Origin of the sequence: Paenibacillus sp. FSL H7-0357, from assembly GCF_000758525.1 — a bacterium.
Classification (GTDB): Bacteria; Bacillota; Bacilli; order Paenibacillales; family Paenibacillaceae; genus Paenibacillus_AQ.
In genome coordinates this window covers 3344144-3361658 of the sequence record NZ_CP009241.1, presented here as the reverse complement: position 1 = coordinate 3361658, position 17515 = coordinate 3344144, and the positions used below count along the sequence as shown (strand labels likewise).

The following is a 17515-nucleotide window of genomic DNA, read 5'->3' as shown; positions in this document are numbered from 1 at the left end:
ATTGGAGGCTGGACTTTCATGAACTATAGAGAATCAGATCTGCCGGGAATCGGCAAAAAATTTCTGCTGCAAACGCGCAGCGGCGACAAGCTAGTGGTCATTGTGCATGACGACGGCAGACGCGAGCTGTACCATTTTGATTATGATGATCCGGATCAGAGTGTATCCATGGTTACACTGGACGATGATGAAGCTAGGCATATCTCTGCCATTGTCGGCGGAGTCACCTACAAGCCCAAGGCCCTGGAGTCCATTGAGGTGGCACTGGATGATTTGATCATCGAATGGTACCGCCTCGAGTTAGGATTCAAGTGCATCGGGCATACGATCGGCGAATTGGATGTACGTGCACGTGCAGGCGTCACTATTATTGCGATCATTGAAAAAAACCACCAGAAACATCTGAGTCCTGGACCGGAAGTTTTGCTGAAAGCGGACTGCACCGTTGTCGCTGCCGGGGAGAGACATCAGCATAAGCAGTTCAAACACATTCTACGAAATGGATGTGGTTAATAGATGAGCCATTATATTATTTTTGAAGTTGGCCTGGCCATTGTCCTGATTGCGCTTGCCGGAATCATCTCCACCAAACTCCGCTTTTCTGTAATTCCTTTCTATATTCTAATCGGGATGGCCGTTGGGCCCCACGCCTTCAAAATTTGGCATCTCGATTTCCGCTTTATCGAAAGTGCTTCCCTGATCGAATTTATGGGCCGCATCGGCGTACTCTTCCTGCTGTTCTATCTGGGGCTGGAGTTCTCCGTGGGCCGGCTTGTCAAAGCAGGACGGTCGATCGTAACTGGCGGTACGATATATATCCTGATCAATTTTACACTGGGGCTGGTCCTCGGCTGGGCACTCGGTTTCCCTCTGGAGGAGATTCTAATTATTGCCGGAATCACCACGATCTCTTCCAGTGCGATTGTAGCCAAGGTATTGGTTGATTTGAAGCGAACCGCAAATCCCGAGACCGAAATGATTCTCGGCATCATCATGTTTGAGGATGTATTTCTCGCAGTCTACATCTCCATTCTCTCGGGCCTTGTCCTCAGCGGCTCTTCGTCGCTTGGCGGCGTACTGCTGTCCGCGCTGCTCGCGCTTGGATATATGCTGGCCCTCCTCATTATCGGACGCAAGCTAGTTCCCTGGCTCAACCGCGTCCTGAACATCCGTTCCAGTGAATTATTCGCGCTTGTCATTTTCGGTGCCCTCTTTCTCATTGCCGGCTTCTCCGAAACGATCCATGTTGCCGAAGCGATCGGAGCATTGCTTGTCGGGCTGGTGCTCGCCGAAACCGAGCATGTGAAACGGATTGAGAAACTGGTCATCCCGTTCCGTGACTTCTTTGGAGCCATCTTCTTTTTCAGCTTCGGTTTGACCATTGACCCGCTCTCCCTCGGAGGAGAAGCGTTCTGGTATTCATTAGCTGCGGTAATCATAACACTGTTCGGAAATTTCTTGGCAGGAATGCTGGCGGGACGCAGTGCAGGTCTCAGTCCGCGGGCTTCGTCCAACATTGGCCTAACTATCGTCTCCCGTGGGGAGTTCTCCATTATTATGGCCAATCTTGGCAAAGCGGGCGGACTGATGGCGATCCTTCAGCCATTCGCTGCCATGTACGTTCTGATGCTGGCCATCCTTGGTCCGCTGCTGACAAAGGAGTCCAAGACGATTTACAAGCTCCTGGATAAGGTATTCAAATTCGAAAAGCGGCATCTCGCACGCAAAGCGAAACAAGCCGCCCCTGTACTCGACAAAGAGTAAATAGAGTTCCCTGTTGAAGGGAGGGACGTGTATGAAGAAACGTTTACGCGGGGAATACACCCCGCCACAGCACAAGGGAATCCGCATTCTCTCCGTTATTGGCGGAGGACTGCTGGCCGCTGTCGGGCTGGAGCTGTTTCTGATTCCGCATAAGCTGGTCCCTGGCGGAATTGCCGGACTGTCTGCTCTGCTCGCCCATCTTACCGAAATGCGGCTTGGCCTGTTTCTGTTTCTGTTCAATCTGCCGTTTATTCTTTTGTCACGCAGGCAGATTGACATCCGGTTTGCCCTTTATACGATGCTCGGGTTGATTTGCTTGACCATAGGCTCATTGGCCTTGCATCACTTTCCAGCCGTTGTCAGTGAGCCGCTTGCTGCAGCAATAGCTGGTGGTCTCTGCCTTGGCTTTGGAATCGGTATTTCAATCCGCTTCGGCGGCATCAGCAACAAGACCAGTGAACAGGGTTATGTCTTGCTAAGCGGCAGCTTGCCGAAATCGGCGGAAACCGTCATTATGCTGCTCAACTGTGTCATTCTGCTATTCGGAGGTGTGCTGTTTGGCTGGGATCAGGCGATGTACAGCATTATCGCCTATCTGCTGGCCTTTGAAGGCATCCGGATCTCGCTTCGGGACCTATCGCGCTCCAGGGCTGTCTGGATTACCAGCAGCCACTGTGATGAAATCTCCAAAGCGCTCCACCAATCGCTCGAGCGGGAGACCAAACTTGTCCAGGCTTCCGGGCCGGAGGGACAGAAAGGCACGCTCTTCTGTCTTGCCAGCAAGATGGAGGAAGCCACTTTGACTTCAATTGTGAAGGAATGCGACGAGGACAGCCTCATTGTCGTGCGCGCAGCGCAGGGCCGGGGCATCGCCGATTTTTTCCGCAAAAAAATCAGCTGAAAGATAACTCTGCCGGACTTTCCTGAACTGTGAATGGCTATTACCTATGAAAAAGGCGTTCCCGCTGCTGCAGCGCGGGAACGCCTTTTCCTATCTGCCAGATCCGGGTCTAGCAACCGCCCGTTTCTTCAACGGAACATGCCCCATAACCGGATCAGGTGAAACGTATTGCTCGGATCAATCTTCTGTGCGATCACAAATTTCACGATTTGCTCTTCCTGGGCTGACGACAGCTTCTCACCCATAACTGCCGCAGCATTGCGTACCAGCCTGCGCACAACTCCTGTGTCCTGCAGCTCTTGCTTGGAAATACCGTTAATCATATTTTTGATGCGTTCCTTGACTGCCGGATTCTTCATCTTCAGCTTGATGCGTTCCACCAGCTGCGGGCTGATTCCGTATTGCTGATAACCCAAGCGCAGCACCTCCCGTCATATCCAATCATTCACAGTATATGAGGGCAGGTTGCCGCATGTGCCTAATTAATCGATAATATCTCCCTGGAATATTTGTTCGTTCTGCAAATAGCTCCGCAGCGGTGCATAATCTGGGGATGTCCAGAAGGAAGAATCCTTCAGCAGCTCCGCAGCATCGTCGCGCGCCTGCTCCAGTGTCTCAAAATCCGCAGTCATGTCCGCCAGCCGGAATTCCGGCAGACCGCTTTGCTTCGTACCAAAGAAATCCCCCGGACCTCTTAGCTCCAGATCACGGCGGGAGACCTCGAATCCGTCGTCCGTATCGGTCATGGCGGTCATCCGTTCCCGGCCGATCTCCGACTTAGGATCAGCCACAAGCACACAATATGACGCATGCTGGCCTCTACCGACCCGCCCGCGCAGCTGATGCAGCTGTGACAAACCGAAGCGGTCCGCATCCATGATGATCATCAGCGTGGCATTGGGAACATCGACGCCAACCTCCACGACCGTAGTGGAGACAAGCAGCTGAAGCTCGTTGCTGTAGAAGGCGCGCATCACTTCATCTTTCTCACCCGGCGTCATCCGTCCATGCAGCAGCCCAACTTTATAGTTCGGAAAGGCCTGGGACATCTGGACATGCAGGTCTATCGCGTTCTGCACATCCAGCTTCTCCGACTCTTCGATCAGGGGGCAGATGAGATAGGCCTGACGGCCTTGATCAATCTCACGGCTGACCAGGTTCAGCACACGCTCCATCAGATCATGCTTCACCCAATAAGTCGTGATTGGAACCCGTCCTTTAGGCCGCTCTGACAAAGTCGAGACGTCCATATCCCCGAAGACCGTAATTGCCAATGTCCGCGGGATCGGGGTCGCCGTCATCGTCAGCACATCCGGGTTATACCCTTTGCGCCGGAGGACACTGCGCTGGTTCACTCCGAAGCGGTGCTGTTCATCGGTAACCACAAGCCCCAGCCCGCGGAAGAATACATCATCCTGTATCAAAGCATGGGTGCCGACCACGACGTCCAGCACGCCCATTTGCAGTGAGGCCAGCAGATCCTTACGTTTGCGCCCTGAGACACTGCCCGTCAACAGGCCTACCGTGATGCCAAACGGCTCAAACATTTTGGTCAGCGAGCGCATATGCTGCTCGGCCAGAATCTCCGTCGGCACCATCAGCGCGCCCTGAAACCCCGACCTCACGGTGGCAAAGAGCGCAATGGCCGCAAGCACCGTTTTGCCTGAGCCAACATCCCCCTGCAGCAGCCGGTTCATGCAGTAACCGGACCGCATGTCCTGCAGAATCTCCAGCTCTACATGCTTCTGCGCATCCGTCAATTCAAACGGCAGACTGCGCACAAAGGAGCGGACGGTAGAGTTATCAACTGTATGCACTACACCGTCCATTCTACCGTGGTTCAGCACCCGGAAGGCCTGCACCTTAAGCTGGAACAGAAACAGCTCTTCATACACCATTCTGCGCCGTCCCTGCTGCCCTTCGCGTGTATCCTCCGGCTGGTGGATCGTCGCTATGGCCCGCTTGCGGGGCATAAAATCATATTTTCGCATAATGACGTGCGGCAATATTTCCGGAATCATCTCTCCGAACTGCTGCATGCCCTGGTTAATAACCTTGCGGATCCAGGACTGGGTAATCTTTCCGCCCACAGAGTATACCGGCTGCAGGGTGCCTGTCTTGCCCTCCCCTCGGTCCGGGAACTCATAATCCGTCACCGTAATCTGGCTGCGCTTCTGGTCCCATTTACCGGTTAACACGATCTCCCGGCCTACAGTCAACTGCTCGCGCACATAATGCTGATTGAACCATGTAGCGGTGAACATCCAGGGTTCAGCCACCATCTTGCAGCTTAAGCGCGACTTGCCGCCAAACCGCTGAAGTACAGGGATGCCAATCACCTTGGCCACCAGGGTAGCCTTGTCACCATGCTTCACTTCACTCAGCGAGCGGGGGCGGAAATCCTCATAACGGAATGGGTAATACTCCAGCAGATCCTTTACTGTAAAAACGCCAAAGGCGTGGAGCTCGGATTGCTTTTGAGCGCTCACGCCAGTTATTTGCTTCACTTCAATTTTTTCCAAAGACAGGTTCATGTTCATCCCCTATTTACGCGGGCCAAATGAATACGGCTAAGGTACCGTTGCCGACATGGCTGCCTACGACAGGGCCGATGTTGGTCAGCACTTTCTCATTCAGGGTGAAGTGCACGGCTAATTCCTGCAGGAATTCTTCGCCGTAAGCCGGTTCAGCCGTATGACCCACAGCCACATTGATTTTGTCCACTCCCGGCAGATCGTTTTTGAACAGCTCGATCATGCGGGCTATTGCCTTCTTCCGGCCTCTGACCTTCTCTACCGCATAAATAATGCCTTCTGCATCAATGGAGAGAATCGGCTTGATATTCAGCAGCGTGCCTAATATGGCGGATGCTTTGCCGATTCTGCCGCCCTTTTGCAGATATTCCAGTGTATCTACCAGGAAATAAAGTTTGCGCGATTGGCGCAGCTTCTCCACGGCTGTCAGAATCTCCTCCGGGCTTATACCTTCTTTAGCCATTCTGGCCGCTTCCACTACCATAAATCCGAAACCGTAGGATGCGGACAGGGAATCTACCACAGTGATGGCGTCCCCTTCCTCATCCAGCATCGATTTGGCCAGGACTGCAGACTGATAAGTTCCGCTAAGTCCGGATGATATATGAAAAGATAGAATCGTACTGCCTTGATGACGCTCCAGAATACTGCGATACAAATTCATATATTCCACCGGAGACGGCTGAGATGTGGTCGGCAGCTTCGCTGAGTGGGGAAGACGCTCATAGAACTGCTCCGGTGTCATATCCACATTGTCCCTGTACGCTTCCTCGCCGAACATTAATGTCAGCGGCACGACCTCAATGCCGTATGCTTCCGCCAGAGCCGGCGGAATATCTGAGGTGCTGTCTGTGACAATTACGGTACGATTCATGGGTTTCCTCCCCAAACTATGATTAAGCAGTCCGCACGAGGCGGAGTATGCTTTGATGCTGACAGAAGGAATTCAGTCTCCGCCTATGGCTCTACCGAGAAAACATAATAATACAGCGGCTGCCCGCCCTCATGAACCTCAACTTCAACCTGAGGATAAGCCTCTTCCAGCCAGCTGCTGAGTGACGCGGTCACTTCCGCTTCTGCTTCAGCACCGGTCAGAACTGTAACGATCTCGTCGCCGTTCTCCAGCATGCTTGTGAGCAGTTGCTTGCTTGCAGCGAGCAATTCATCGGAAGCAGCAACGATCTTCGAATTGGAAATACCGATATACTGTCCGGATTTGATCTCCAGCTCTTCAATCACGGTATCACGTACGGCGTTCGTAACCTGGCCGGATTTCACATGTGCGATGGCTTCCAGCATGTTGCTTGTATTGGCATCCACTGCATCATCTTCCTGGAAGGCAAATGCAGCGGCAATTCCCTGCGGGATGCTCTTGCTCGGAATCACCGTGATATCCCGTTCGTCCTCAAGCAGCTCTTTAGCCTGCTGTGCGGCAAGCACGATGTTGGAGTTGTTAGGCAGAATATAAACATGCTTCGCAGAGATGGATGAGATCGCATTTACGAAATCCTCCGTACTGGGATTCATGGTCTGTCCGCCTGCTAGAACCGCATCGACCCCGAGGCTTTTGAAAATATCGGTAATCCCGCCGCCGGAGGATACGGCGATAAAGCCGTACGGTGCCATATCGTCCGCCGGAGGAACCGCCGGGGCAGGCACTGTGCTCTTCTCGCTAGGGATATCTGCAAACAGATCCGGCATTGGAGCGATATCCATACCGGTCGTCAGCAGATCGCGATGCTGCTCACGCATATTCAGAATATGGATCTGGGTGATCTCGCCGTAGAGCAATGCCAGGCTCATCACTTCACCAGGAGTCTTGGAATGCACATGCACTTTGATCGTGTCGTCATCGGAAATGACGATGATTGAATCCCCATTAACTGACAACGCTTTCCGAAAAGCTTCCTCATCAAAATCCGCTTTCACGGCTGCGCCAAGCTGGCGGTTGATGAAAAATTCCATATCATATAAAAATTCGATATCTTCCGTGGACAGCTGGGATTGCGCAGAAGACTGCACGGAGGACAATATATTCTCAGGTTTGGTGAGCACAGGTGCCGTTACAACGGCAGGTGCCGGAGCTTGTCCTTGTACAGACGCCGGAGATGCGGAGACTCCGCTTGTCAGATACTGATGAAATCCTTCGTAAATGTAGACCAGACCTTGGCCGCCAGAGTCAACCACGCCAACCTGCTTCAGAACAGGCAGAAGTTCCGGAGTATTGGCTAATGCCTCTTTGGCTTTGGCCAGGACCTCCGTCATAAGCTCCGTAATGTCTGTCGTGCGGCGAGCGTAATATACCGCATGTCTGGCAGCTTCTTTGGCGACGGTGAGTATAGTGCCTTCTACAGGCTTGACCACCGCTTTGTAGGCCGTATCCACTCCGGTCTGCAGTGCTGCCGCGAACTGTTGCGTGTTCAATTCATCATATTGGGCTGCGGAACGTCCAAGACCTCTGAACAGCTGTGACAAAATAACGCCAGAGTTTCCCCGTGCACCCATCAGGAGACCTTTGGAGAGTACTCCTGCACATTGTCCGACAGAGGCGGTATTATTCTTTTTCAATTCGTTCGCGCCTGCAGTCATCGTCAAATTCATATTAGTTCCCGTATCTCCATCCGGAACCGGAAATACATTTAAGGAATTGACGTGCTCTGCATGCTGCTGCAGCTTTTCCGCTCCGGCGAGTACCATTGCGGTAAAATCTGCTCCGTTTATAGAACGCTTACTCAATGAGAATTCCCCTTCCTAACTTCATGCCTAATCAATTCTATGATTAACTGGACATAATACACTAATTTATATTGTACTATAAGAGCCAAAAGAAATAAATGTTTTTGAATCGGTTGACGTAGCAAATTTTGCTGTGATATTATATTTAAGTATTGTTTTATGCAGGTGTTAGTAACAAGGAGGTGTAATCTATGTCCCGCAAATGTACTGTAACAGGCAAGAAACCGGGCAGCGGCAACCACGTGTCTCACGCAAACAACCGCAACCGTCGTTCTTGGGGAGTTAACGTTCAGAAGGTCCGTATCCTAGTGAACGGCAAACCGAAACGCGTGTACGTCAGCACCCGTGCTTTGAAAGCCGGCAAAGTTGAACGCGTTTAGTCTTGGATTATCCTAGACCTAGCGATATCTCATATGAAGCAAAAAGCACCCTTTACATACGTAAGGTGCTTTTTTTCATGTTTTCAGTTCTGATCCTTCCTCAGCTTTTCTGAAAAGTATTCAAAATCGCTTTAACAAAACCTCCCAAAAATCTTGGCAGCTTAAACGTGTAAAATTTCATCATTAACCCTCCCATCAATTCATGCCGTACGCTAGGAGACTTTCCTGTCTTTTCTGTTTGCGCAAACGAGCTGCAGAGCTCCCTTATGGAACAAAAAAAGGCTACATGAGATTTCTGCTCATGTAACCATATTTATGCACCCACAACTTGGCCTATACCTCAAGACTAATTAGGCGGCCGCCCGATTAACGGATTGTTGCCTCTGCTGCTTCACGGATTGCTTTGATGGCGGCAGCGCGATCGCTGCGTCCAAACACGGCATTGCCTGCGACAAGGGTGTCTGCGCCCGCTTCAGCCACCAGGGGTGCCGTTGCTTCGGCAATTCCGCCGTCGACCTCGATGCGCAGCCCTTTGTGATTGGCTTCATTCGCCCACTCCCGGATCTGCCGGATCTTACGCAGTGTATGGGGAATGAAGGCTTGGCCGCCAAAGCCGGGATTCACGGTCATCACAAGCACCATATCCACATCCTCAAGCACCTCGCGCACGGCAGAAGCCGGAGTCCCCGGATTGATCGCCACGCCGGCCATCAGGCCCAGCTCCTTGATCTGATGGATAACCCGGTGGAGATGCACGCAAGCCTCTGCGTGTACCGTAATCACCGCTGCACCGGCTGCAGCAAAATCGGCAATGTAACGTTCCGGATTCTCAATCATCAGGTGCACATCAAGCGGTAAAGAAGTGTGGGACTTCACTGCTTTGACAATGGGCGGACCCAGCGTAATATTCGGCACAAAATGACCGTCCATCACATCCACGTGAATCCAGTCTGCACCACTGGCCTCCGCTTCCGCTACTTCAGTACCAAGTGCGGCGAAATCCGCCGATAACAAAGATGGGGCAATTATAATCATCAGTTAGTACCTCCGCTTCTTGTCTTTCATTTCATTGTAGAACAGCTTGTAATGCTCATAGCGGCTGTCTGCAATTTCTCCAGCCTGCCATGCCTCGATGACACGGCAGGATGGCTCATGCAGATGACTGCAGCCGCGGAACTTGCAATTCTCCGCATAAGGAGCAAACTCCCGGAAGCAGACCGACAGCTCCTCCACGCCGAGTTCCAAAAAGTCCAACTGGCTGAACCCGGGTGTATCGGCCACAAAGCCGCCATTACCGATATCCATCAGCTCCACATGGCGGGTAGTATGGCGTCCCCGGCCGAGCCGCAGGCTGATTTCACCCGTCTCCAGTTCAAGACCGGGCACCAGCCGGTTAAGCAGCGTTGACTTGCCTACACCGGATTGTCCGGAGAAGACACTGATGACTCCGGCAAGCCGGTTGCGCAGCTCATCGCTGCCAGAGCCGGTTAAAGAGCTAGTAACCATCACTTCGTAGCCGATACGTTCATAAAGCTCTTTAACCATTTGCGTTGCTTTCCCATCGTCATCCGCTAAATCCTGTTTGGTCAGCACAATCAGGGTGTTCAGACCGGAATGTTCGATGTGGACCAGAAACTTGTCCAGGAGATTCAAATTCATATCCGGCTCCCGCACCGAGAACAGCAGTACAGCCAGCTTCACGTTGGCAACCTGCGGGCGGATGAGTTCCGATTCACGCGGAAGCAATTCGTCAACCATCCCTTCCCCGTTTTCGGTCAGAACATAGATTATGCGGTCACCGACGAGCGGAGCAACCCCTTTTTTCTTAAGAATCCCCCGACCACGGCATTGAACGGCCTCTTCCTCTGTCGCAATTACTCCGTCCCGGAGCGGCTTAACGTAATAATATCCGCTTAACGCTTTGATAATTATTCCTTCAGGCATACATAGTGAGCCTTCCTCTCCTGATTTTGCGCAAATGACCCAAGCTTGAAGCTCCCCGGGTCATTTCGCTGCCGCAGCTTCCCTGGTCAAATTCACCGGTTCAGCTTCAGCTTTTCTCTTTAGGATTTGTTTTTTTCTTTATTTTTACCGTTTGTTTTCTTGTCATTCGTCAGTACATTTGCATTCTTGGAGTTATCCGGCAAATATCCGGTCTGATTCTGACCCGCTTCACCCGTGTTTTCGCCTTCGCCGGTAGGCGGAGACAGAATCTCCGGTTCAATTGTCTCTTCAGGCGGACTTTCAGTTGGCGCCTGAGTAGGTTCAGGTGTAGGTACAGGTGTCGCTGTCGCTGGAGGCTCAGGCATCTGCACAGTTCCGTTTTTGGCATCCGAGTAACGGATCTCAAAAGCCTCAATATAATCTCCGTTCTGGTAGATCGAGACTGCTCCGTCTTTATTCGGGGCAAGGATCAGAGGTACGGATAAGACCTGACTCTTCGCGATCGTGCGGGTTCCCCATTCCTGCTGGGCTCCATCTTTGGTGGCATCAGAGAAAACAATACGGATTTGAGTCTTCTTACCGTCACTTGACGGAGCTACAGGCACTTTAAAGACATAATCAATAGCCTCCGGCGGAAACCCTGTGCTTATGGAAATGGAGACCTTGTCGCCTGGTGCAGCAGTATCCCCTTCTTCATAAGGCCATTGCTTCATGACCTGTCCCTTTTCAACGGAATAACTGGTATCTTCCTTGACCTCATCAAGAACAAGGCCCAGCTCCTCCAGTTTCGCTTTTGCCTGTTTCTGGGTTGAACCGGTAAGATCAGGCATAGTAACCGTGTCTTTGCCTTGACTGACATATAGCTTAATAGAGCTCGTCTCGGGATCATAATCACTCCCCGCAGCCGGTTCAGAACGAATGACCTGCCCTTCAGGAATGTTATCGTTGTGCTCTTCTACCGGGGTGATCCGTTCCTGCTCCACTCCCTCTGCAATCAGCGCTTTAACGGCTTCGTCGTAGGTTTGTGTGGACAATTCCAGCATTTTAGACAGAGTCTTTTCTGTACTGACCGACAGGATGATATGCGTTCCTTCTTTGACGATTGTTTCAGCTTTTTTACCCTGTTCCCATACGATATTCTCAGCGAAATCCGGGTTGTACTGCATAACCGGTTCCGCAATGAGTCCTGCCTCATCCAGCATGGAAGTGGCTTTCTCAAGCGTTTGGTTAACCACATCCGGCACTGTCACTTCGTCAACGACCAGCTTGGCATTTACATACCACACAACACTGCCCATAGCGAGCAAGATTACAAGTGTAAGACTAATCCATAAAGCTGGGCGGCCCCATCTCCGCTTACCCGGGTTGGAAGGAATGATCTCATCCTCTTCCCGCTGCATTTGCATCCGGTCTTCACCGCCGCTGCGGTTGCCAAGCCCCCGCTGGAGCGGCTTGATCGCTGGAATAATCCGTGTTCTGTCCTCGTCATCCCCGTCATCGTGGAACAGGGATTTGGCTTCACTGCGCCGCTCAGGCAGCAGGCATGTCTCTAAATCCTGCAGCATCTGCTTGGCCGATTGATAACGTTCCTCCGGATTTTTGCGCATGGATCTCAGGATTACATTCTCCACACTCTGCGGAATCAGCGGATTGAGCAGACGTGGCTCCTCAAATTCCTCCTGCAGATGCTTCAGCGCAACACTGATCGGACTTTCGCCCAGAAACGGCAGTACGCCCGTCAGCATCTGATAGAGCACAATACCTAAAGAATAGAGGTCAGATTTCTCTCCAGTGGTCACACCCTTGGCATGCTCCGGGGAGAAATAGTGCACTGAACCTACAACTGAACCCGTCTGGGTGATTGTAGTGGAAGTAACAGCACGGGCAATCCCGAAATCCGTTACTTTAACCCGTCCATTGCGGCCGATCAGAATGTTATGAGGTTTAATATCGCGGTGAATGATCTGGTTCTGGTGGGCATGGTCGAGCGCATCGCAAATCTGTGAAGCGATACGCACCGATTCATCTACCTGTAGCGGAGCCCGTTCCTTAATGATCTCATTCAGGTTCTTGCCTTCTATATATTCCATTACAATATAATGAACTTCGTCTTCTTGCCCCACATCATATATACTGACCACATTCGGATGTGATAAAGATGCGGCTGATTGCGCCTCCCGCCTAAACCGGCGGATAAATTCCTCATCATGCACAAATTGATTGCGCAGCACTTTAATGGCGACGTTCCGGTTTAGCAATATGTCATGCGCTCTATAGACAAGCGCCATACCGCCTCCACCGATCCGTTCGATGACTTGGTAACGGCCGCCCAATTCGTGACCGATCATCTATTCCACTCCTTTGTTTCGGGCACAGCGGCCTCTCCTTGATGTTCTAGCATAGCGAGGCTGATATTATCGCCGCCCCCAGCAAGCAATGCCAGCTGAAGCAACCGATCCGCTCTTTCCTCTAACGGTATTTCTTGTATTCCAGCAACCTTACCCATATGCTCCAGGCTGACAAAATTACTCAGGCCGTCGCTGCATAGCAGCAGAAGTTCCCCCATAGCCAGATTGACAGGAGCCAGATCAGCATGGACCTCGGGATCCGTCCCCAGTGCTCTTGTCAGCACGTTGCGGCGCGGATGGTTGTCGAGCTCCTCCAGGCTGATCTGGCCGTTCTTGAACAGCTCATTGACCAGCGTGTGATCCTCGGTTAATTGCGTAGCTGCACCGTCCTTAACCAGATAAGCCCTGCTGTCCCCTATATGGCCAATATATCCCGCTGACCCCTTCAGTAGAACAGAAACGACTGTAGTTCCCATATTATGGTACTTTTCGTCGCGCGAAGCCTCGCTGTGGACGATACCATTGGCTTCTGTAATTGCGGCAGCCAGCGCTTCCCGCAGCTCTTCCTCTGAAAGATCAGGCTGTAACCCTTCAAGGGAATTCCTCATCGTCTCCAAGGCGAGCCGGCTTGCGGTGTCGCCAGCCAAATGTCCGCCCATTCCATCGGCGATAATACCGAGGGTATAACCGTGGCGCGTCGCGCCGATCCAGACCGAATCCTCATTGACGGTACGTACCCGGCCAATGTCGCTGGCATGAACTGTTCTGATCAAATATCCTCACCCCAACTCCATATGTTTGGCGCGCAGCTGTCCGCATGCGGCCGCAATATCATGGCCCTGCTCACGGCGGATGGTAACATTCACACCCTGATCGGCCAAAATACGCTGAAATTCAAAGATATCATTACGTGAAGTTCTTACATACTTACGCTCCGGCACGTGGTTGACCGGAATCAGGTTGACATGGCAAAGCATTGTTTTGAGGACCCCCGCCAATTCCTTCGCATGCTCTGGCTGGTCGTTCACTCCGCCGATCAGTGCGTACTCGAAGCTGATACGACGCCCAGTCTTGGCCTGGTAGTAACGCAGAGATTCAATCACGTCGTCAAACGGATAGCGGCGGTTCACCGGCATCAGCTTGGAGCGCAGGGCATCATTTGGCGCATGAATGGAAATGGCCAGATTGATTTGTGTATCTTCCTCAGCGAATTTGTAAATGTTCGGTACAATTCCGCTGGTAGAAACGGTAATATGGCGCTGGCCAATATTCAGGCCTTTTTCATGGATCATAAGACGCAGGAATCTCATCGTTGCGTCATAGTTCTCAAAGGGCTCGCCTGTACCCATAATTACAATGCTGCTGACACGCTCGCCGCGCGCATCAAGAATTTGCTGTGAACGGACGACCTGGGCAACAATCTCGCCTGCGGTCAAATCGCGTTTCAGCCCACCAAGTGTGGAAGCACAGAAGGTACAGCCGATCCGGCAGCCTACCTGTGTCGTTACACACACGCTATTGCCATAGTTATGTTTCATAATAACTGTCTCGATCGCATGATCGTCATGCAGACCGAACAGGAATTTCACAGTACCGTCCTTGGACTCCAGCTTCGTAATCTCGGTAAGGGCATTGATGCTGAACTGATCATTCAGCTTCATGCGCAGCGCCTTGGACAAATTGCTCATGGATTCAAACTCGCTTACCCGCTTTACATACAGCCAGTCGAAGATTTGTCCGCCGCGAAAAGCGGGCTCACCGTTATCTTTCGCCCACTGCTGCAACTCTTCCAAAGAAAAATCATATATTAAAGGTTTCATTATATTCAGCACCTGTTCTTTCATGAAGTATAAAAATGTATTGATTATACGCTTAGGATATGCGTATTATTTCTCATTCTTCCTATTTTAACACAAATTTCAGAGACGGTAAAAGAAAGCCCGCCACGCACAATACCCTGCGGGCGGGACATCTGTAAATCCCTTGCCGATTTACTATTTTACAAGAGTCGTTCCAGCCGGGCAATATAGAACCCATCGCTTCCAAAATGCTGCGGCAGGAGCTGTATGCCCTCTCCTGCGGCAACTGCAGTTTCTTCAAGACGCTCCCATACAGGGGAGCTGAAAGTCACAGGTGCAAACCCGGGATTATTCTTTAGAAAATCAGCAACAATGGTGCTGTTCTCCGCCTGCTCTGTTGTGCACGTACTGTAGACCAGCACGCCGCCGGGTTTCAGCAGTCTGGCAACCGATTGCAGCAGCTCGCCCTGCAGGACGGCAACACTGGCGACATCCTCCGGCTGCTTGCGCCATTTCAGATCCGGCTTGCGGCGGATTACGCCAAGGCCGGAGCACGGGGCATCCAGCAGGATGCGGTCAAAGGATTCCGGCTCAAGCGTATCCACAAGCTCAAGTGCATCGCGGCTGCCTGTTGTTATGGACTCCAGGCCCAGCCGCAGCGCCTGATCTGCAATCAGCTTTGCCTTATGTTCATGCAGATCATTGGCATAGATACTGCCTTCGTCTTTCATCAGCTCAGCCATATGCGCGCTTTTGCCGCCCGGGGCAGCGCAGCAATCAAGCACGTTCATTCCCGGCTTAGGATCAACAGCTTCAGCCACCAGCATAGAGCTCTCATCCTGGATCGAGATGTATCCATCGCTGTACCAGGAGGTCAATGCCAGATTACCTCCACCTTTTACAACAATTCCGTACGGGCTTACTCTTGACACAGAGGCTTCCAATCCCGCTTGCTGCATCTGTGCCAGCAGATTGTCCCTGCTGATCATCGTTGTGTTCACCCGCACGCTGACCGAAGGTGGTTCATTATTGGCCGCGCACATGGCTTCAGCCGTTTCCATACCATATTCAGCCGCCCAGCGCTGCACCATCCAGAGCGGATGCGAATGGAGAATGGAAATCCGTTCCTCCCCGCTGAGCCCTTCTTTCAGTACAGGCAGATCACCGGCCCGCAGCACGCTGCGGAGAACCCCGTTGACCATTCCCGAAATCCCTTGGTGTCCGCGTTTCTTGGCTATATTCACAGCCTCATTTACGGCTGCATGTGATGGAATCCGGTCGAGATACATGATTTGATACAGACTCAGGCGCAGCAGATTGCGCACCCAAGGCTGCAGCTTGGCGATTCCCTTAGTCACGAAATCTCCCAGTACATAATCCAGCGTTAACATCCTAGAGATGCTGCCGTATACAAGCTCTGTGACAAGTCCCGTATCTTCCCGGCTAAGCCCTGATTTCTGCAGGCTGCTGTTGAGCAGCAGGTTACTGTAAGCCCCCTGCTGTTCAACCCGGACGAGAACATCGAGAGCTACCTCACGGGCAGAGTCTGCCGACGATTTGCCGCCAGCAGCGCCCTTGCGGTTTGGTTTGGCAGTTGCCCCTTTTGTAGAGGGGGCCTGTCCACTTCGTCCTGTGCCATTGTGGCCGCCCGCGCTCAACCGAGCACCGTCCCGGGCTTCATGGCCGCGCCACGGCTGAAGTCGCCAGCGCTCATTGCTTTTTTGCCAGCAGGCTGCACTGAGGTCAACAGCACAACTCCATCGCCGGTCTTCACCTCGACGCCCCGCTCGTTAACAGCTAATACCGTGCCTGGCGCAGACGTTCCACCCGTGCTGTTCCCGTCAGGCTTTGCTGCCGCCCACACCTTGAACGTTTCACCGTTCCAGAGCGTAAACGCGCCGGAGAACGGGACCAGTCCCCGAATGCGGTTATAAATTTCGCGCGATCCGGCATTCCAGTCAATCCGCTCGTCTTCCCTGCTGAGATTCGGCGCATAGGTGGCTTCACTGTCGTCTTGGCGCGTAGCCTGAAGACGACCGGTAGCCAAACGCGGCATTTCCGCCTTCAGCAGATCCCGTCCGGCAAGACTCAGCTTCTCAAACAATATCCCTGAAGTATCTTCATCTCCGATGGGAACCTCAACCCGCGATATCATATCCCCGGTATCCAGCCCTTCCGCCATGTACATCAGCGTGACTCCGGTGACCTGCTCACCGTTGATAATACAGCGCTGAATCGGCGCTCCACCGCGGTATTTCGGCAGCAGCGAGCCATGAACATTGACACAGCCATTCACGGGCAGTTCCAGCACCGATTTGGGCAGAATTTGACCGTATGCCGCAGTAACAATCAAATCCGGCTTATAGGCGGCCAGCTCTGATACGGCTTCCGGCCGGCGCAGCCGTTCTGGCTGCAGGACTGGCAGCCCCAGAGACAACGCCGCCTCCTTCACCGGAGTTGGTACAAGTGTCTTCTTGCGGCCTTGCGGCCGGTCAGGCTGGGTGACAACGGCCACAACTTCGTAACCTTCCTCCACCAGCATCTGCAGGGAGGGCACCGCAAAAGCCGGCGTTCCCATGAACACTATTTTCATTTCATTCACTCCTCGGTTTCACTGCGTTCAGCTGTATATTCATATACCTTCTCGGCAATATCCGTGAACACTACTCCGTTGAGATGATCGATTTCATGCTGAAAAGCACGGGCCAGCAGACCGCTTCCCGTAATCGTCACTTCCTTGCCTTCACGATCAAGGCCACGCACCGTCACAGTCTCCGCGCGGCGCACATCGCCATTTAGTCCGGGAATACTCAAACATCCCTCAGGACCAAACTGTTCGCCTTCCATACTGAGTATTTCCGGGTTGATCAATTTGATCAAACCATGCTCCTCATCGGCATCTACTACGATCAGCCGTTTCAGGATACCCACCTGCGGTGCCGCCAGGCCAACGCCTTCAGCGTCATACATTGTGTCCGCCATATCGTCCAGCAGCTTCTGGACATTGGGTGTTACTTTCGTTACTGTTTTCGCTGTCTTGTGCAGCACTTCATCCGGTTCTTTCACGATCAGCCTGATTGCCATTACCAAAACACCTTCCTTGTTCTGA

17 protein-coding genes are annotated in these 17515 nt (G+C 52.4%); 4 read left to right on the top strand and 13 right to left on the bottom strand.

Going from position 1 to position 17515, the window contains the following annotated elements:
• Positions 1–18: 18 nt before the first annotated feature.
• Genes H70357_RS14505 through H70357_RS14495 form a run of 3 tightly spaced genes read left to right on the top strand, consistent with a single transcriptional unit; the run spans position 19 to position 2665 of the window.
• Positions 19–513: a cation:proton antiporter regulatory subunit gene (locus tag H70357_RS14505; RefSeq protein WP_038590606.1), complete on the top strand. Its 495-nt coding sequence runs from the start codon at positions 19–21 to the stop codon at positions 511–513.
• Positions 514–516: 3 nt separating this feature from the next.
• A complete protein-coding gene (locus H70357_RS14500; RefSeq protein ID WP_038590603.1) occupies positions 517–1764 on the top strand; it encodes a cation:proton antiporter in 1248 nt (415 codons plus the stop codon).
• A gap of 31 nt (positions 1765–1795) precedes the next feature.
• Positions 1796–2665, top strand: coding sequence for a YitT family protein (locus tag H70357_RS14495; protein WP_052092029.1), 870 nt, complete (start codon positions 1796–1798; stop codon positions 2663–2665).
• A 128-nt stretch (positions 2666–2793) separates the two neighbouring features.
• Here H70357_RS14495 and H70357_RS14490 read toward each other — a convergent pair whose 3' ends face one another.
• The 4 genes from H70357_RS14490 to H70357_RS14475 form a co-directional block, all read right to left on the bottom strand.
• Positions 2794–3081, bottom strand: coding sequence for a stage VI sporulation protein F (locus tag H70357_RS14490; protein WP_038590600.1), 288 nt, complete (start codon positions 3079–3081; stop codon positions 2794–2796).
• Positions 3082–3147: 66 nt separating this feature from the next.
• Positions 3148–5199 carry an ATP-dependent DNA helicase RecG gene (gene recG, locus H70357_RS14485; RefSeq protein ID WP_038590597.1) on the bottom strand — a complete coding sequence of 684 codons (2052 nt, stop codon included), beginning with the start codon at positions 5197–5199 and terminating at the stop codon, positions 3148–3150.
• Between the two features lie 13 nt (positions 5200–5212).
• Complete coding sequence (locus H70357_RS14480) at positions 5213–6073, bottom strand: DegV family protein (protein ID WP_038590594.1); 861 nt, start codon at positions 6071–6073, stop codon at positions 5213–5215.
• A gap of 83 nt (positions 6074–6156) precedes the next feature.
• The gene (locus tag H70357_RS14475; protein ID WP_038590591.1) at positions 6157–7935 is read right to left on the bottom strand and encodes a DAK2 domain-containing protein; all 1779 of its coding nucleotides are present in this window, start codon (positions 7933–7935) and stop codon (positions 6157–6159) included.
• A gap of 191 nt (positions 7936–8126) precedes the next feature.
• Here H70357_RS14475 and rpmB point away from each other — a divergent pair, with 191 nt between their 5' ends.
• Positions 8127–8315 (top strand): 50S ribosomal protein L28, encoded by a 189-nt coding sequence (gene rpmB / locus H70357_RS14470; RefSeq protein ID WP_019911441.1) that lies wholly within the window; start codon positions 8127–8129, stop codon positions 8313–8315.
• 100 nt (positions 8316–8415) lie between these two features.
• On the opposite strand, the gene spoVM is transcribed toward rpmB, so the two are convergent.
• The 9 genes from spoVM to def form a co-directional block, all read right to left on the bottom strand.
• The gene (gene spoVM / locus H70357_RS14465; protein WP_020431362.1) at positions 8416–8496 is read right to left on the bottom strand and encodes a stage V sporulation protein SpoVM; all 81 of its coding nucleotides are present in this window, start codon (positions 8494–8496) and stop codon (positions 8416–8418) included.
• Positions 8497–8681: 185 nt separating this feature from the next.
• Positions 8682–9350 (bottom strand): ribulose-phosphate 3-epimerase, encoded by a 669-nt coding sequence (gene rpe / locus H70357_RS14460; protein ID WP_038590588.1) that lies wholly within the window; start codon positions 9348–9350, stop codon positions 8682–8684.
• 3 nt (positions 9351–9353) lie between these two features.
• Positions 9354–10259 carry a ribosome small subunit-dependent GTPase A gene (gene rsgA, locus H70357_RS14455; RefSeq protein ID WP_038590583.1) on the bottom strand — a complete coding sequence of 302 codons (906 nt, stop codon included), beginning with the start codon at positions 10257–10259 and terminating at the stop codon, positions 9354–9356.
• 119 nt (positions 10260–10378) lie between these two features.
• Positions 10379–12607: a Stk1 family PASTA domain-containing Ser/Thr kinase gene (gene pknB, locus H70357_RS14450; RefSeq protein ID WP_038590580.1), complete on the bottom strand. Its 2229-nt coding sequence runs from the start codon at positions 12605–12607 to the stop codon at positions 10379–10381.
• Entirely contained in the window at positions 12604–13380 is a 777-nt protein-coding gene (locus tag H70357_RS14445) for a Stp1/IreP family PP2C-type Ser/Thr phosphatase (protein WP_038590577.1), read from the bottom strand. The genes pknB and H70357_RS14445 overlap by 4 nt, the downstream gene beginning before the upstream one ends.
• A 6-nt stretch (positions 13381–13386) precedes the next feature.
• A complete protein-coding gene (gene rlmN, locus H70357_RS14440; RefSeq protein WP_038590574.1) occupies positions 13387–14427 on the bottom strand; it encodes a dual-specificity RNA methyltransferase RlmN in 1041 nt (346 codons plus the stop codon).
• Between the two features lie 179 nt (positions 14428–14606).
• Entirely contained in the window at positions 14607–16064 is a 1458-nt protein-coding gene (rsmB, locus tag H70357_RS14435; protein ID WP_038590571.1) for a 16S rRNA (cytosine(967)-C(5))-methyltransferase RsmB, read from the bottom strand.
• Positions 16061–16999, bottom strand: a complete 939-nt coding sequence (fmt, locus tag H70357_RS14430; RefSeq protein WP_038590568.1) for a methionyl-tRNA formyltransferase — start codon at positions 16997–16999, stop codon at positions 16061–16063. Before fmt ends, rsmB begins: the two co-directional genes overlap by 4 nt.
• Before the next feature lie 5 nt (positions 17000–17004).
• The gene (def, locus tag H70357_RS14425) at positions 17005–17490 is read right to left on the bottom strand and encodes a peptide deformylase (protein WP_038590565.1); all 486 of its coding nucleotides are present in this window, start codon (positions 17488–17490) and stop codon (positions 17005–17007) included.
• Positions 17491–17515 lie beyond the last annotated feature (25 nt).